We start from the raw sequence: 15,552 nt of genomic DNA, 5'->3' as shown, positions 1-15,552 counted from the left end.
GTCAAGCGCGAGCGAGCAACACGTGAACGGCGGCGATAACGTCACCGACGGTCCGTACGGATTTGAACTCTTCCGGTTTGATGCGCCTGCCTGTCATTTCCTGAAGCTTGATGGCCAGATCGACCGCGTCGATGCTGTCCAGATCAAGCTCTTCGAACAGGTGCGTATCGGGCGTCACCCGCTCCGGCTCGATCGCGAAATTCTCATGAAAGATGGCGCGGATGCGCTCCAGGATTTCTGCGTCGGTCACGAGTGACTCCCTTTTTCCAGCACGGCTTCTTGCGATGCCTGGTGAGACTGCTGGTCGGCAATGAACGCCGCCAGCGTGTTGATCGAACGGAAATGCGCTTTCGTGCGTTCGTCGTTCGCCGCGATCGTCAGGTGAAATTTCTTGCGCAGCATGATGCCGACTTCGAGCGCATCGACTGAATCGAGTCCGATTCCGTCCGTCGAGAACAGTGGCGCATCGTCGTCGATGTCGTCGACCGCCATGTCGCTGAGATCGAGCATCTCGATCAGAAGCTGCTTAATTTGCAGTTTTAAAGTATCCATGCTGAAACAGGCTTTGAGTAATGTGCACTTCCACCTCGCGGGCGATGCTGCGAGCGGCAATCGACGGTGATGTCACGTTCGGCGCCAGCCGGTTCAGGTCCATCGGCTCGAGGACGTCGATGCGCATACGAAATGCTCGAGCCGGCACGTGATACCAGCGCAGCGCCTTGGTAAATACCGGTGGATCGCAATCGATCAGCACCGGCTGGATCCGGGTGCGGGATTGCAGCGCCATATGTGCGAAACCGCGTGAGAACGAATGCAGGCGATTGCCGCCCGGACTGCGCGTCCCCTCCGGGAAGATGATCATCGTGTAGCCCGCCGCCAGTTGTCGCGCGCCGGCCTCGACGAGATGGACGGCATCGGCATTGCTCACGTACTCGGCCGCGCGGACGATACCCCAGAAACAGGGGTTGCCCCAATGACCACGCTTTACGACGCAGCACGCCTTCGGCGTCAGCGACAGCAGCACCATGACGTCGAGCCAGGTCGGGTGGTTCGCGACGACGATTGCAGGGCCGTCCTTTGCGAGGCGCTCCGCGCCGCTCAGCTCGAGCCTCATCACGCCGATGTGTTGCAGCATCGCGACCAGCGCGCGGAAGAAATAATGGATGACAAGCGTCACCCCGCGCTGGCGCGAGCGCCGATGCGGCCATAATCCGCCGACGACGATCGCCAACAACGAGAACGCCGATCCGCACAGCGCGAAAAACGCCAGGCTCGCACCGGTCGCGAACAGACGCCAGCCGTAGTCAAGCCGCGCGATCATGCAAGCTCCATCTCCAGGATGCGTGCTGACAGCGCCACGACGCCGTGGTGCGCGCGGACAGGCAACGCAGCACCGCCTCGCTTTGCGTACCGGCCGCATCGTCGGCATCGCCCGCGTCGTCCGCGTCGCCCGCGTCGCCCGCGTCGCCCGACGCCATCTCACAGGTCAGATAGTCGGCCGATTCATCGGCGCCAATCAGAATGGCCAGCCCGACGCTCTCAGGATCGTCATCGACATCGCCATAGACGGGATCGGCTGGCTCGTGCGCATAGACGAGCAGCACCGGCGAGCCCGGCGACGTTGCGTACTGGGAAAAGGCTTCGAGCAGTGCGTAGCCCAGGGTTTCATGGCCGGCGGCGATCGCCGTGGCTGCCGTTCGGTCGCGACGGGCGATCCCGAAAATACCCGTAACGGCATTGAGAACCGAGAGACTGAAGGCCGTCGGCGAGACAGGTTCCGAGGCGCCGATGTCGGCAAGAATGCCGGTGGTGCGCACCAGTTCACCGTGACGCGATGCGAACACCATGCGCAACGGATTTTCCGTTCCGGCGCAATCGTAGGCCGCCTGGAGCGCGAGCCGCGACAGCCGGCTCAAGCGGCGTCGCACCATCGGATCGAGGGCTTCGACGCCCGGCACCCCCGCGGTCGAAATCGACGTCCATCTGGCGATTGGCATGGTCCAATGCAAATCGGCCATTGTTGTTCTCGTTAGGATTGCTTCTCTTGGGTGTTTTTATATCGCGCCACCCAGCATCAGGCGGTTGCGCTCCGCTTTCGATGAAAGCCGCCCATCGCGTATTGACCACCGGACTCGCGCCATCGACTCCCCCTTCCGGTACTACCTGGAAAAATCGGAAATCGTAATGTTTGCGAAGCCGGCACCCGGATTGTCAATCGCTGCGATTGAATGAGCGGCATATCAGTGCGCCGGAACTGTAACAGGGCCGTTACAAAAGATCAACGCCACTGCGCGAGGCGCCTTCCAGATTTAACCATTTATCAATTTCTCGAGAAAATCGCGCATCGTCGGTTATCGAGCCGATCCACGACCCGGCGTGCCTTGCGTCGATCCTGCACCGGAATGGCTCATAATGCGCTCGATGCCGCCCCCACACGACCTGCTTTCCGTTCAATGAGTTATTCACTCGCTACTGTTTACACGCGCGAACTCGAAATCCGCAAGAGCCGCTTCATCGCGTTCGCGATCCCCGTCGAGGACCGCGATGCCGCCATGCAGGCGTTGCAGCGCCTGCGCGACGAGCACCCGACGGCCACCCACGTGTGCTGGGCGCTGCTTGCGGGCGGCCAGTCCGGCATGTCCGACGACGGCGAACCGTCGGGCACCGCCGGCCGGCCGATCCTCGAAGTGCTGCGTCATCACGATCTCGACGGCGTGCTCGGTGCGGTCGTCCGCTACTACGGCGGCGTGAAGCTCGGTGCGGGCGGCCTGGTGCGCGCCTATACGGATGCGATCGCCTCGGCGCTGCTCGACGCTGAGCGCGTCGAACGCATTCGACACACGCGGTTCGCGATCGAAATCGGCTACCCGGACGAGGCGCGCGTGCGCCGCTGGATCGAGCAGGCGGGTTATGAGCTGGTGGACAGCGCGTACGGGATGACGGTGAAGCTCGTGATCAAGCTGCCGGAAACGGCCGAGGCGGCAGCCAAGACCGAGCTGTTCGATTTGACGCAAGGGCGCTCAGGCTTCCCCGACCTGTGAGGCGGGCAGCCTTCCCGGCATCGCCATCACGGTTTCACACAGATGCCCGTGAAAATTCAGATACGTCCGATAGAAAATCCGCGCGCCGAAACTTAATCTCTCCCGTGTTCCTCGCGATGCGCCCTGCAAACGTCTGGCCGAATGTACAGACACGCGGCACATCGCGCGACAGCCAACAATCAGAATTCAGCTACGGGGATATCGGACGCATGCAACTGCAGCAATTACAAGCCCAACTCACGGAACTCGATCGACGCATCCGGGCGGCGCGCCGCCGCGAACGCCACGCGGCGCTGGTGCAGGTACGCGAACTCGTGAAGAACCATGCGCTGACCGCTCGGGAAGTCTTCGGGCAGGGTTACAGCAATCGCGCGAAGCTGTTCACCATCGGGGCGAAATATCACGATCCGGTGAGCGGCGCCACCTGGAGCGGACGCGGTCGTGCGCCCGCGTGGATCGCCGGCCGCGACCGCAGCGCGTTCCTGATCCGGGAGTAACGCGCGCCGCGTTGCAAGGCGCGCCTCCGTGGTCGATCCAGCCGGCCCGGGCGGCTCAGTAAACGTCCGGGACGATCATGCTGTCCGGCGTCGGACGGCGAATGTAGTCCTCGTGGTGCTCACGCTGCGGCAGATCGATCGTCGGGCGCGGCACGTCGTGATACGGCACCTGGGTCAGCAGATGATGGATGCAGTTCAGGCGCGCGCGTTTCTTGTCGACCGCCTGCACGACCCACCACGGCGCCTCGGGAATATGCGTGCGCTGCATCATCTCTTCCTTCGCGGCCGTGTACGCTTCCCAGCGGCGGCGGCTCTCGAGGTCCATCGGGCTCAGCTTCCACTGCTTCAGCGGATCCTCGATCCGGCTCTGGAAGCGCAGCTCCTGCTCGTGGTCGGTGATCGAGAACCAGTATTTGACGATCTGGATCCCGCTGCGCACGAGCATTTTCTCGAACTCGGGCACCGAGCGGAAAAACTCCTCGTATTCGTCTTCGGTGCAGAAATTCATCACGCGCTCGACACCCGCGCGGTTGTACCAGCTGCGATCGAACAGCACGATTTCGCCGCCGGCCGGCAGATGCGCGACATAGCGCTGGAAGTACCATTGCGTGCGTTCGCGGTTGCTCGGCGCCGGCAGCGCCGCCACGCGGCACACGCGCGGGTTCAGGCGCTGCGTGATGCGCTTGATCGCGCCGCCCTTGCCCGCCGCGTCGCGCCCCTCGAAAATCACGACGAGCCGGTGCCCCGTGTTCACGACCCAGTCCTGCAGCTTCACGAGCTCGCCCTGCAGCCGGAACAGCTCGCGGAAATACTGCTTGCGCGCTTCGCGGCGCTCCGGCGAGAACAGCAGATCCTCGTTGTCATCGAAGCGGCGGTCGTCGAGCTCCATCTCGAGTTCTTCGTCGTACGCGTCGACGAGGTCTTCCTCGAAACGGCGCTGGCGCGACTCGAGCGATGCCGAATCGGTGAAGTTGTCGGTCTCGGTGCGGGAATCGTTATCGCCCATGGGGGCCTCCTTCCTTCAATTGACGCAGCCAAACTCCACCATTATCCCAGCGTCTCGCGTCAAATTGATGAAAAAGGGGCCGATCCGCCCCTCACAAGCGGAATCCGAGCCGCACCGGGTTCGCGGAAATATCGAAGGTATTGGACGCCAGCCTCCGGTTCGGCGGGCTGACGTCGGGCCTGATCCTCGTGCGCAACGGAAAAAGCCGGGCACGTGATCGAGCAGTACCCCCACCCGCCTCGGTCACTGAATAATCCGCGTGACCCCGCGTCCGCGCGGATCGGCCATCGCCTCCGGCGTCTTGCCGTCGATCTTGATCACCTGGATGTCGCCGCTGAAGTCCTGTCCCTTCAGCGTATAGCCGCGCGCCTCGATCTGCTTCGCGAGTTCGCCTTCGATCGGGTGGTACGGCTCCCAGAAGATCGTGTTCGGCGGCAGCAGTTGATGGTGGAAACGCATCGCGCCCACAGCCTCCTTCAACGGCATCCCGAAATCGTAGATGTTGTTGATCACCTGGAAGATCGACGTGAAGATCCGCGAGCCGCCCGGCGTGCCGATCACGAGCGACACCTTGCCGTCCTTCGTCATGATCGTCGGCGACATCGACGACAGCGGTCGTTTCTTCGGCTCGATTGCATTCGCATCGCTGCCGACCACGCCGAACATGTTCGCGACGCCCGGCTTCGCGGAGAAGTCGTCCATCTCGTCGTTCAGCACGATGCCGGTGCCGTCGGCGATCACGCCCGAGCCGAAGTAGCCGTTGATCGTGTACGTGTTCGACACCGCGTTGCCCCACTTGTCGACGACCGAGAAGTGCGTCGTTTCCGCCTTCTCCGGCATCGACGTGCCGAGGCCCGGCTGCACGCTCTTCGTGTCGGCGATCTGCGTCGGGCTCACTTCGGCCGCGCGCCTCGCGATGTACGCGTCGTCGGTCAACTGCGCGACCGGCACCTTGTAGAAGTCGGGGTCGCCGAGATACTGCGCGCGATCGGCGAACACGCGCTTCTCGATTTCCGCGACCAGGTGGACATATTGCGGCGAGTTAAGCTTCACGCCCTCGAAGTCCTGCTTGAGGTCGGCCTTCATCTTCAGCAGTTGCACGAGGCCGATGCCGCCCGAGCTCGGCGGCGGCGCGGTGATCACGTCATAGCCGTTCCACTTCGCCTGCACCGGCTGGCGCCACACCGCACGGTATTGCGCGAGATCCTCGGTCGTGATCAGCCCGTCGCCGTCGCCGGTCTTCATCGACGCGGCGATCAACCGGGCCGTCTTGCCCTTGTAGAAGCCGTTCGCGCCGTCGTTCGCGATCCGCGCGAGCACGTCGGCGAGATCGGGTTGCTTGAAGTTCGTGCCGGCCTTCATCGTGGAGAAGTACTTGTCGAAGTTGGTCTTGCCGCCGAACTCCTTCGACGCGTCGACGCCGCGCTGCGCAAGCTGCTCGTCGACGACGAAGCCGTCGCGCGCATAGCGGATCGCCGGCGCGAGCACCTGCTTCCACTTCAGCTTGCCGAAGCGCTTCTGCGCTTCCCACATGCCCGACACCGTGCCCGGCACGCCGGCCGCGCGCGGCCCGTACAGGCTCATGCCCTTGACGACATTGCCGTCCTTGTCGAGATACATGTCCTTTGTCGCGGCGAGCGGCGCGCGCTCGCGATAGTCGATGAAGTACGGCTTGCCGTCCTTGTAGATCGTCATGAAGCCGCCGCCGCCGATGTTGCCGGCCTCCGGATACGTGACGGCGAGCGTGAACGCGATCGCGACGGCCGCGTCGATCGCGTTGCCGCCTTCCTTGAAGATCTGCTCCGCGGCGTCCGCGCTGTACTTGTCGGCCACCGCGACCGCCGCGCTCGTCAGGACCGCCGGCTGCGGCCCCTTCGCATAGGCCGGCGCATTCGGCAGGAAGCCGATGCCGGCCACCGTCGCGAGCACGACCGCGGATGATTTGAAACGATTCAGCGTAGTCATTGCATGTCCCCCATGGATCTCCGGCGAGCTGGAATAAGCCCCTGATCCGCTTATAGCCGCTGGCACGCGGTCGGTCCCATGCCGTTTTCGTAGTAAATAAATGCGCCGGGACGGAAAGCCCCGCCGATCACTACGAATCATCGCGAATCCTGTGCGCTCGACCACACGGCGGAGCAAAAAGCGGGCCGGCGGATCGGTCGAAATTGCATGCGGCGAATTCGACGCACATCGCGCAATCGGAAAATCACGGCACGCGGCGCTTGCGCGGTGCCGTGCATGCAAAAAAACCGCGATCGGACCGCCCGCTGCGCGGGCCGATCTGAGAAGATAGCGCCCCGCTTTCGCGGCCGATCGTTCCCGTTCGTCTGCCGTTGCTTCACGCTTTTTCGTCTCGTTTCCTATGGCATCACACAATGCGCATCACGCGTCCGGCTTCGCGGCCGGCGTCGCCGCCGCCGTCCTCGTCGCGCAAACCGGCGCGACCGGCCCCTGGCACGCGGGCCTGCTCGCCGCGTTCGCGGCCGGCGTCGCGGGCGGCACCGCGCCCGACTGGCTCGAAGTCGCGTGGTGGACCCGCAAGCGCCGCTTGTGGATCACGCACCGCACCGTCACGCACTGGGGCATCGGCTGGATCGCGCTGCTCGCGCTCGGATGGCACGGGCTCACGCATCATCCGCATCCGCTGTGGGCCGCGCCGCTGTTCGGCTTCGCGTGCGGCGGCGTGATGCACCTGCTCGCCGACTGGCCGAATCCGCTCGGCGTGCCGTGGATCTGGCGGCGCCATTCGCTGAACCTGTGGAACAGCGGACATTGCGACCTGATCGTCGTGGCCGCCGCATGGGGCGGCACGCTGTGGCTCGCGCAATCGCTGTGGACGCGCGCCCCATTCCTCGAACACTGGCTCGGCTGGCTGCATCGCGTGTAGTCGCGCGTAATCGCATGCAGTTTCGCGTGGCCGCGAATCGAGCCGCGCAACCGCCCGACGCACGTCGAACACGACGTCCTCCTCTCGCCGATCCGGCACCCGCGACCCGACGGGTGCCGTTCCGCGCGCTCGCCCGTTGAAATGCCGGCATCGCACCTCATCTGAATCTCCGACGCGCGCGTTCTCCCGCCCGCGGTGTCCGGCACGCGCACGCGACGTCTGGCACACTGACGATTCGCGCGCCGCCCACGCGCTCGCACCCCAATTCAACGCTCCGATGGACGTCACAGCCACCCGCCCCGCCAACGCGCTCGACGTGTTCCACCCGGCCGTCGCCGCGTGGTTCCGCCGTGCGTTTGCCGCGCCGACCGGCGCGCAGGCGCTCGCGTGGCCGCACATCAAGGCCGGGCGGTCGACGCTCGTCGCCGCGCCGACCGGCTCCGGCAAGACGCTCACCGGGTTTCTGTGCGCGGTCGACGATCTCGTGCGCGATGCGCTCGCGCACGACGGCGCGCTGCCCGACGCGACGCTCGTCGTCTATGTGTCGCCGCTGAAGGCGCTGTCGAACGACATCCACGTGAACCTCGACGCGCCGCTCGCCGGCATCGCCGAATCACTCGCGCAACTGGGCCTGCCGGTGCCGGCGATCCGCACCGCCGTGCGCACCGGCGACACCACGCAGGCCGAACGCGCCGCGCTGCGCAAACGCGCACCGCACATTCTCGTGACGACGCCGGAGTCGCTATACGTGCTGCTGTCATCCACGTCGGGGCGGCAAATGCTGTCCAACGTGCGTTCGGTGATCGTCGACGAGATCCACGCACTGGCATCGTCCAAGCGCGGCAGCCACCTCGCGCTGTCGCTCGAACGCCTCGACGCGTTGACGGGTCGTGCGCTGCCGCGCATCGGGTTGTCGGCCACGCAGAAACCGATCGACGCGGTCGCGCGCTTCCTGGTCGGCGGTCCGGCCGACGCGCCGCGCGACTGCACGATCGTCGACACGGGTCACACGCGCGAACGCGACCTCGCGCTCGAGCTGCCGAACGTGCCGCTCGAACCGGTGATGGCAACCGACGTGTGGGAGCAGGTGTACGACCGGATCGCCGCGCTCGCCGCCGCGCACCGCACGACGCTCGTGTTCGTGAATACGCGGCGCACCGCGGAGCGCATGGCGCGCCATCTCGCCGACCGTCTCGGCAAGGACGCGATCGCGGCGCATCACGGCAGTCTTGCGAAGGAGCATCGCTTCGAAGCCGAACAGCGGCTCAAGCGCGGCGAATTGAAACTGCTCGTCGCGACCGCGTCGCTCGAACTCGGCATCGACATCGGCGACGTCGATCTCGTGTGCCAGGTCGGTTCGCCGCGCGGGATCGCGCCGTTCCTGCAGCGCGTCGGCCGCTCGGGGCACCATGTCGGCGGCGTGCCGAAGGGCCGCCTGTTCCCGCTGTCGCGCGACGAGCTGGTCGAATGCGCGGCGCTGCTCGACTGCGTGCAACGCGGCGAGCTCGATGCGTTGCGGATTCCCGAAGCGCCGCTCGACGTGCTCGCACAGCAGATCGTCGCCGAAGTCGCCTGCGCGGAATGGGAGGAGGACGCGCTGTACGCGAGCTTCACGCGCGCGGCGCCGTACGCGAGCCTGTCGCGCGAACGCTTCGACGACGTGATGAAGATGCTCGCCGAAGGCTTCACGAGCCGCCGCGGCGTGCGCGGTGCGTACCTGCATCGCGACGTGGTCGGCGGCACGGTGCGCGGGCGCCGCAACGCGATGATGACCGCGACGACATCGGGCGGCACCATTCCCGACATGGCCGATTACGCGGTGCTGCTGGAGCCCCAGGGCATCCAGGTCGGCACCGTCAACGAGGATTTCGCGATCGAGAGCCTCGCGGGCGACGTGTTCCAGCTCGGCAACCAGTCGTACCGGATCATTCGCGTGGAAACGGGCCGCGTGCGTGTCGAGGACGCGCAAGGCCAGTCGCCGAACATTCCGTTCTGGCTCGGCGAGGCACCCGGGCGCAGCGACGAGCTGTCGGCAGCGGTCGGCCGACTGCGCGCGCGGCTCGACGGGCTGTTCGCCGAGGGCGATCGGCACACGGAGGCCGGCGGACGCAAGCACGCGAGCGGCGCCTCAGCCGGCAAGACGGGCACGCGCGGCAACGCCGGGCAGGCGGCGGAAGCCCGTGCCGCCACCGATTCGCGCGACGACGCCGTCGGCACCGCGATCGGCCCGGCCGAAAGCCGCCTCGCGCCGGCGCTGCGCTGGCTCGTCGACGATCTTCATTTGTCGCCCGATGCGGCCCGCCAGATCGCAGACTATCTCGCCCGCACGCGCGCCGCGCTCGGCGCACTGCCGACCCAGGACACGCTCGTGATGGAGCGCTTCTTCGACGAATCGGGCGGCACGCAACTGGTGATCCATTCGCCGTTCGGCAGCCGCATCAACCGTGCGTGGGGGCTCGCGCTGCGCAAGCGTTTCTGCCGCAGTTTCAACTTCGAGCTGCAGGCCGCCGCGACCGACGACGCGATCATTCTGTCGCTGTCGCTCGCGCACAGCTTCGCGCTCGACGAAGTGTGGCGCTACCTGCGCTCGGCCAGCGCGGAGCACGTGCTGGTCCAGGCACTGCTCGACGCGCCGATGTTCGGCGTGCGCTGGCGCTGGAACGCGACGACCGCGCTCGCGCTGCCGCGCTTCACCGGCGGCCGGCGCACCGCGCCGCAGTTGCAGCGGATGAAGAGCGAGGACCTGCTCGCGACCGTGTTCCCCGACCAGGTCGCGTGCCTCGAGAACATCGTCGGCGAACGCGAGATCCCACATCATCCGCTCGTCGACCAGACGCTCGACGATTGTCTGCACGACGCGATGGATACCGACGGCTGGCTCGCGCTGCTGCGCCGGATCGAAAGCGGCGCGATCGAGCTGATCGCGCGCGACCTGCCCGCACCGTCGCCGCTGGCGGCCGAGATCCTGAACGCGAAGCCCTATGCGTTCCTCGACGACGCGCCGCTCGAGGAGCGCCGCACGCAGGCCGTGCAGTCGCGCCGCTGGAGCGATCCCGAATCGGCCGACGATCTCGGCGCGCTCGACGCCGACGCGATCGACGCGGTGCGCGACGAGGCATGGCCGCTCGTGCGCGATGCCGACGAAATGCACGATGCACTGCTCACGCTCGCCTGCGTCGCCGACAGCGAAGCGCATGCGCACGACGGCTGGCCCGAGCGGCTCGCGGAACTGGCCGAACGCCGCCGCGCGACGAAGCTCGTCACGTCGGACGGCGCCGCGCTGTGGGTGCCGGTCGAACGGCTGGTCTGCATGCGCGCGCTGCACCCCGACGCACGCGTCGCGCCCGCGCTGAAGGTGCCCGCTGCCTGCGCGCAGCCATGGGAAGTCGATGCCGCGCTCGTCGACGTGATCCGTGCGCGGCTCACCGGCTTCGGGCCGCTGACGCTCGACGCGATCGCGCAGCCGCTCGGCCTGCCGTCCGCGACGATCGCGACCGCGCTCGCGGCACTGGAGCGCGAAGGCTACGTGATGCGCGGCCGCTTCACGCCGGGCGCGACGACCGACGAATGGTGCGAACGTCACCTGCTCGCGCGCATTCATCGCTACACGGTCAAGCGGCTGCGCCGCGAGATCGAACCGGTCGAGCGCGCCGATTTCATGCGCTTCCTGTTCCACTGGCAGCACCTGACGCCCGACACGCGCGGCACGGGCCGCGACGCGCTCGCGGCCGTCGTCGAGCAGCTCGAAGGCTACGAAGCCGCGGCGAGCGCATGGGAAGACGCGCTGCTGCCCGCGCGCCTGACCGACTACACGGCAGGCGGCCTCGACGAGCTGTGCCGCTCGGGCAAGCTCGTGTGGACCCGCATCGGCGCGCCGGCCCGCGCGGCCGGCACCCCCGTGAAAACGACGCCGGTCGTGCTGCTGCCGCGCCGCCACCTCGGCGCATGGCAGGCGCTGCGCGACCCGGACGCGCAACCGGCGCTGTCCGCACGCGCGACCCAGGTGCGTGACGCACTCGCCGCGCATGGTGCGATGTTCTTCGACGCGTTGCTCGACGAACTGCACATGCTGCCCGTCGAACTCGAACAGGCGCTCGGCGAACTCGTGTCGGCCGGCCTCGTGAATGCGGACAGCTTCGCCGGACTGCGCGCGCTGCTGAAGCCCGCGGTCAAGCGCAGCGCGACGTATGCGCCGCGCACGCGGCGCGGCGGCGCGCTGATCGGCGGAATGGACGACGCCGGTCGCTGGGCGCTCGTGCAACGCGCTTCGGCACCGGACGATGCACCCGCACGAAAGCGTGGCCCGGCCGCGACCGATCCCGACGCACTCGAACATATCGTCTGGACGCTGCTGCGCCGCTATGGCGTGGTGTTCTGGCGGCTGCTCGAACGCGAGGCCGACTGGCTGCCGAGCTGGCGCGAACTCGTGCGCGTGCTGCAACGTCTCGAAGCGCGCGGCGAGATTCGCGGCGGACGCTTCGCCGCGGGGCTTGCGGGTGAGCAGTTCGCGCTGCCGGAAGCCATCCCGATCCTGCGCGAACTGCGTCGCCAACCCGGCGACGGCCAGTACGTGTGCGTGACGGGCGCCGATCCGCTGAACCTGGCCGGCACGTTGTTGCCCGGCGACAAGGTGCCGGCGCTGGCCGGCAATCGCGTGCTGTTCCGCGACGGCGTGCCGGTCGCGTCGCTCGTATCGGGCACGTTCCACTACGTGCCCGAGCTGCCGCCCGCTGTACGCGAGGATGCGCGGCTGCGGCTCGCACGCCGCTACTGACATCGGCTGACACGCGGCACGTCGCGGACTACTGAACGCCGCGCCGCATCGCCGCGCCCGTTCGGGTAGCATCGAGCGATTCACCGCGCGGCCGTCCGCGCGCAGAACAAGCCTTCCGGAGACTGCCCTTCATGTCCTCGCATGCCGATTCGCCCGCCGCTCATCACGCGGGCTCGCTGACGATTTTCCAGGGCGCCGCGCTGTATATCGGCGCGGTGCTCGGCACCGGCGTCATCGCGTTGCCCGCGCTCGCCGCCGAGGTCGCTGGCCCGGCGTCGCTGCTTGCGTGGGCCGCGCTCGTCGTGCTGTCGGGGCCGCTTGCGGCCACCTTCGCCGCACTCGGCGCGCGCTATCCGGACGCGGGCGGCGTATCGACCTACGCGCGACGCGCGTTCGGGCCCAAGGCCGCGGCGATCGTCGGCTGGTGTTTCTATTTCGCGGTGCCGGCCGGTGCGCCGGCCGCCGCGATGTTCGGTGGCGCGTACGTCGCGGCCGTCACGGGCGGCGGGCATACGACGGTCATCGTCACGGCTGCCGCGCTGATCGCGACGGTGTCGGCCGCGAATGCGTTCGGCGTCACGGTGTCGGGCCGCATGCAGCTCGTGCTGTCGGCGCTGCTCGTCGCGCTGCTGCTGGCCGCCGTGCTCGCCTCCGCGCCACATGCGCGCCCGGCGAACCTGCATCCGTTCGCGCCGCACGGGTGGCTCGCGGTCGGCCAGGCTGCCGCACTGCTCGTGTGGAGCTTCGCGGGCTGGGAAGCGATCACGCACCTCGCGGCCGAATTTCGCCGGCCCGCGCACGACATGCCGCGCTCGGCCGGCATCGCTGTCGTGGTCGTCGGCTTCCTGTATTTGTCGGTCGCGGCCGCGAGCGTGACGGTGCTCGGGCCGTCGGCCGGCGCGTCCGGTGCGCCGCTTGCGGAACTGATCGCGGGCGGCATCGGCGGTCATGCGCAGGTGCTGGCGGCCGCGGCCGCGCTGCTGCTCACGCTCGGCACGATGAATGCGTATTTCGCGGGCGCGGCCAAGCTCGGCGCGGCGCTCGGGCGCGATGGCGCACTGCCTGCATGGCTCGCGCAAGGCAGCCAGGTCGGCGGCGTGCCGCGCCGCAGCCTCGGCGTGATCGCGATGCTGGCGGCCGTCGCGCTGGCCGCGACGACGCTCTCGGACGTCGGGCCGAAGCCGCTCGTGCTCGTCACGTCCGGATGCTTCGTGATGGTGTACGGCCTCGGCGCGGCCGCCGCGCTGAAACTGCTGCCGCGCGGTGGCATCGCGTATCGCTGCGCGTGGATTTCGCTGGTCGCCGTCGCCGGGCTGTTCCTGACGACCGGATGGTATTTCCTGTGCCCGCTGCTGCTCGCGGGCGGTGCGCTGCTGTATCTGCGGATAGCCGGGCAGCGCGCGTGATCGCTTGCCGGTGCCCGTGTGCGGACGAGCGCGCGCCCGTTCGCCGCGATGCACCGGCCACACACTGCTTCGCCCGGTGCGTCAGGCCGGCACGAGCTCGAAGCTGAGCCGCTTGCCGAGCGCGGTGGCGGCGCTCGCGAGCGTCGCGAGCGTGAGGCTCGTATCGGTTTCGTCGAGCAGCCGGTTGAGTGCGGCGCGGCTGGTCTTCATCCGCGCGGCCATCGCGGTTTTCGTGATGTGCTGCGCCTTCATTTCCTGCCCGATCTGCCACGCGATCACGCGCTTGATCGCGGTGGCGGTGGCCGCTTCGAGGTGCCCTTCCTCCTCGAGGAATGTGTCGAAGTCGCTGCCGATATGCGGATTGTTCGTGGTCGTCATGGGTACTCCAGTGCATGGCGTTGCCGGCCGGCACATCGCCGATCGCATGTGGCGGCGCAGCCGGGGGAATTCAGATGGCGCGCGTCAGCGCTTTCAGCCGCGCGACGGTCACATCGAGATCGTCGGACGGCGTGGCCTGCGACTGCTTGAAGAACGCATGCAGCAGCACCATCGTGTCGCCGACGATCGTGAACAGCACGCGCGCGCTTCGCCGCGGCAGCATCACGCGGATTTCCCAAAGATCCGCAGACATCTTCCGGACCAGCGGCATGCCGAGCGGCCAGCCGAGCTGAACGGTCTTGATCTCTTCGCCGATCACCCTGCGCTCGACCTGCCCGAGCGCCTGCAGCCATTCGCGCACCGGCTCGTTACCACGCGCGGTGCGGAAGAACCGCACGCCGAGCGTGATCTGAATCTGCTGTCTCGCCATCGTCGTGTCATCAATCGTATCAAAAACGGTACGATATGCCAAGCATGACGAGGCTCGCTACTGACCGAACGGCTAACGAATGGAGGTGAAAGAACGGCGGCCGGACACCGCCCGCCCACGCCCTGCCCGGCGGCTCAACGCGCGCCGCGGGGCGTGCGACGGGTGGGCGCATCGCCGAACCGCGCCTGCGCGATCTCGCGCACGGCGTCGATCAACGTCCGGGCGACGGGCGACGGTTGCGCGTCGGTGCGCAGCACGAGCCCGACCGGCTCGTCGGTGCCCGCGGACGGCAGCGGGAGCCGCGCGAGTGCACCGGCCGACAGGTCGGATTCGGCCGCATAGAGCGGCACGAACCACACGGCGTCGTTCTCGAGCGCAAGCGCACGCGCGACCGACACCGACAGCACCTCGATGAACGAATCCAGCGGCGGCGCGCCGCACGCGCCGAGCAGTTGCTCGGCCGACTGGCGGATCAGCGTGCCGAACGGCGGCAGCACAACCGGGTAGCGCGCGAGTTCGACAGCCGGCGTGGCGCTCGTCAGCAGCGGATGGCCCGCGCGCACGACTGCGACGAGCGGTTCGTTGTACAGCTGCTCGAACGCGAGGCCGATCATCCGCTCCGGCTCCGACAGGCGCCCGATCGCGCATTCGATCGTCCCGGCCTTCAGGCGCTCCAGCAGCTCGGCGTTCGCGGCCGTCGCGATCCGCACCACGATGCGCGGCCAGCGTGCGGTCAGCGCCTTCATCAGCGCGGGCGCGAGCGATGCCGCAACCGTCGGCAGCATGCCGATTTCGAGCGTCGCCGCCGCCGCGCCGCCCTCGCGCGCGAGCAGCCCGACGCCCTGCCGCAGCGCCAGCACGCACGCGTTCGCATGCGGGATGAACAGTTGCGCTTCGCGGGTCGGCTGCGCGCCGTGACGCCCCCGTTCGAACAACTTCACGCCGAGGATCGACTCCAGTTCGGCGATCGTCTTCGACACGGCCGGCTGCGTGATCGACAGGCTTTCGGCCGCCTTCTGCACGCCGCCCAGTTGCGCGACCGCGAGAAAACACTGCAGATGCCGGAACTTGACGCGGCCGTCGGCGATACGGTTATTCATAACGGACAGTTATGCGAGTGACAATGAATT

Annotated in this window: 14 protein-coding genes; 5 read left to right on the top strand and 9 right to left on the bottom strand. The window is 67.6% G+C overall.

Going from position 1 to position 15,552, the window contains the following annotated elements; translation table 11 throughout:
- Position 1 precedes the first annotated feature (1 nt).
- The 4 genes from HWX22_RS00970 to HWX22_RS00955 are packed head-to-tail and all read right to left on the bottom strand — an operon-like array spanning position 2 to position 2,018.
- Positions 2-250 (bottom strand): acyl carrier protein, encoded by a 249-nt coding sequence (locus tag HWX22_RS00970; protein WP_059689931.1) that lies wholly within the window; start codon positions 248-250, stop codon positions 2-4.
- Complete coding sequence (locus tag HWX22_RS00965; protein ID WP_059525678.1) at positions 247-552, bottom strand: phosphopantetheine-binding protein; 306 nt, start codon at positions 550-552, stop codon at positions 247-249. Before HWX22_RS00965 ends, HWX22_RS00970 begins: the two co-directional genes overlap by 4 nt.
- The gene (locus HWX22_RS00960) at positions 527-1,321 is read right to left on the bottom strand and encodes a 1-acyl-sn-glycerol-3-phosphate acyltransferase (protein ID WP_059525107.1); all 795 of its coding nucleotides are present in this window, start codon (positions 1,319-1,321) and stop codon (positions 527-529) included. The genes HWX22_RS00965 and HWX22_RS00960 overlap by 26 nt, the downstream gene beginning before the upstream one ends.
- Positions 1,305-2,018 (bottom strand): beta-ketoacyl synthase chain length factor, encoded by a 714-nt coding sequence (locus HWX22_RS00955; protein ID WP_175914855.1) that lies wholly within the window; start codon positions 2,016-2,018, stop codon positions 1,305-1,307. The genes HWX22_RS00960 and HWX22_RS00955 overlap by 17 nt, the downstream gene beginning before the upstream one ends.
- Positions 2,019-2,453: 435 nt before the next feature.
- On the opposite strand from HWX22_RS00955, the gene HWX22_RS00950 reads away from it, so the two are divergent.
- Positions 2,454-3,041: a YigZ family protein gene (locus HWX22_RS00950; protein WP_059525103.1), complete on the top strand. Its 588-nt coding sequence runs from the start codon at positions 2,454-2,456 to the stop codon at positions 3,039-3,041.
- A 209-nt stretch (positions 3,042-3,250) separates the two neighbouring features.
- A complete protein-coding gene (locus HWX22_RS00945) occupies positions 3,251-3,538 on the top strand; it encodes an H-NS histone family protein (protein ID WP_175914854.1) in 288 nt (95 codons plus the stop codon).
- Positions 3,539-3,593: 55 nt separating this feature from the next.
- Here HWX22_RS00945 and ppk2 read toward each other — a convergent pair whose 3' ends face one another.
- Positions 3,594-4,544 (bottom strand): polyphosphate kinase 2, encoded by a 951-nt coding sequence (ppk2, locus tag HWX22_RS00940; protein WP_059818940.1) that lies wholly within the window; start codon positions 4,542-4,544, stop codon positions 3,594-3,596.
- A 243-nt stretch (positions 4,545-4,787) separates the two neighbouring features.
- Positions 4,788-6,509 (bottom strand): gamma-glutamyltransferase, encoded by a 1,722-nt coding sequence (gene ggt / locus HWX22_RS00935; RefSeq protein WP_175914853.1) that lies wholly within the window; start codon positions 6,507-6,509, stop codon positions 4,788-4,790.
- 400 nt (positions 6,510-6,909) lie between these two features.
- Between ggt and HWX22_RS00930 the strand changes: the two genes are divergently transcribed.
- From HWX22_RS00930 to HWX22_RS00920, 3 genes are all read left to right on the top strand, one after another.
- Positions 6,910-7,434, top strand: a complete 525-nt coding sequence (locus HWX22_RS00930) for a metal-dependent hydrolase (protein WP_059466236.1) — start codon at positions 6,910-6,912, stop codon at positions 7,432-7,434.
- Between the two features lie 277 nt (positions 7,435-7,711).
- Entirely contained in the window at positions 7,712-12,208 is a 4,497-nt protein-coding gene (locus HWX22_RS00925; protein ID WP_175914852.1) for a DEAD/DEAH box helicase, read from the top strand.
- Positions 12,209-12,339: 131 nt separating this feature from the next.
- Positions 12,340-13,614 carry an amino acid permease gene (locus HWX22_RS00920; protein WP_175914851.1) on the top strand — a complete coding sequence of 425 codons (1,275 nt, stop codon included), beginning with the start codon at positions 12,340-12,342 and terminating at the stop codon, positions 13,612-13,614.
- Positions 13,615-13,695: 81 nt separating this feature from the next.
- Here the strand turns inward: HWX22_RS00920 and HWX22_RS00915 are convergent, their stop codons facing one another.
- The 3 genes from HWX22_RS00915 to pcaQ form a co-directional block, all read right to left on the bottom strand.
- On the bottom strand, positions 13,696-13,992 hold the full coding sequence (locus HWX22_RS00915) for an XRE family transcriptional regulator (protein ID WP_059466239.1): 297 nt from the start codon (positions 13,990-13,992) through the stop codon (positions 13,696-13,698).
- A gap of 70 nt (positions 13,993-14,062) precedes the next feature.
- Positions 14,063-14,422, bottom strand: a complete 360-nt coding sequence (locus HWX22_RS00910) for a type II toxin-antitoxin system RelE/ParE family toxin (protein WP_059819640.1) — start codon at positions 14,420-14,422, stop codon at positions 14,063-14,065.
- Positions 14,423-14,556: 134 nt separating this feature from the next.
- The gene (gene pcaQ, locus HWX22_RS00905; RefSeq protein WP_175914850.1) at positions 14,557-15,522 is read right to left on the bottom strand and encodes a pca operon transcription factor PcaQ; all 966 of its coding nucleotides are present in this window, start codon (positions 15,520-15,522) and stop codon (positions 14,557-14,559) included.
- Positions 15,523-15,552 lie beyond the last annotated feature (30 nt).

Source organism: Burkholderia sp. BCC1638 (assembly GCF_902833195.1).
Taxonomy (GTDB): Bacteria; Pseudomonadota; Gammaproteobacteria; order Burkholderiales; family Burkholderiaceae; genus Burkholderia; species Burkholderia diffusa.
The sequence above is the reverse complement of the archived record's forward strand: the minus strand, read 5'-3'. Positions and strand labels throughout refer to the sequence as shown.

Bases quoted from the DNA above. Each gene is read 5' to 3' on its own strand.
- ggt (WP_175914853.1), bottom strand. From the start codon at position 6,509: ATGACTACGCTGAATCGTTTCAAATCATCCGCGGTCGTGCTCGCGACG.
- HWX22_RS00910 (WP_059819640.1), bottom strand. From the start codon at position 14,422: ATGGCGAGACAGCAGATTCAGATCACGCTCGGCGTGCGGTTCTTCCGC.
- HWX22_RS00950 (WP_059525103.1), top strand. From the start codon at position 2,454: ATGAGTTATTCACTCGCTACTGTTTACACGCGCGAACTCGAAATCCGC.
- HWX22_RS00955 (WP_175914855.1), bottom strand. From the start codon at position 2,018: ATGGCCGATTTGCATTGGACCATGCCAATCGCCAGATGGACGTCGATT.
- ppk2 (WP_059818940.1), bottom strand. From the start codon at position 4,544: ATGGGCGATAACGATTCCCGCACCGAGACCGACAACTTCACCGATTCG.
- HWX22_RS00960 (WP_059525107.1), bottom strand. From the start codon at position 1,321: ATGATCGCGCGGCTTGACTACGGCTGGCGTCTGTTCGCGACCGGTGCG.
- HWX22_RS00915 (WP_059466239.1), bottom strand. From the start codon at position 13,992: ATGACGACCACGAACAATCCGCATATCGGCAGCGACTTCGACACATTC.
- HWX22_RS00925 (WP_175914852.1), top strand. From the start codon at position 7,712: ATGGACGTCACAGCCACCCGCCCCGCCAACGCGCTCGACGTGTTCCAC.
- pcaQ (WP_175914850.1), bottom strand. From the start codon at position 15,522: ATGAATAACCGTATCGCCGACGGCCGCGTCAAGTTCCGGCATCTGCAG.
- HWX22_RS00945 (WP_175914854.1), top strand. From the start codon at position 3,251: ATGCAACTGCAGCAATTACAAGCCCAACTCACGGAACTCGATCGACGC.
- HWX22_RS00965 (WP_059525678.1), bottom strand. From the start codon at position 552: ATGGATACTTTAAAACTGCAAATTAAGCAGCTTCTGATCGAGATGCTC.
- HWX22_RS00930 (WP_059466236.1), top strand. From the start codon at position 6,910: ATGGCATCACACAATGCGCATCACGCGTCCGGCTTCGCGGCCGGCGTC.
- HWX22_RS00920 (WP_175914851.1), top strand. From the start codon at position 12,340: ATGTCCTCGCATGCCGATTCGCCCGCCGCTCATCACGCGGGCTCGCTG.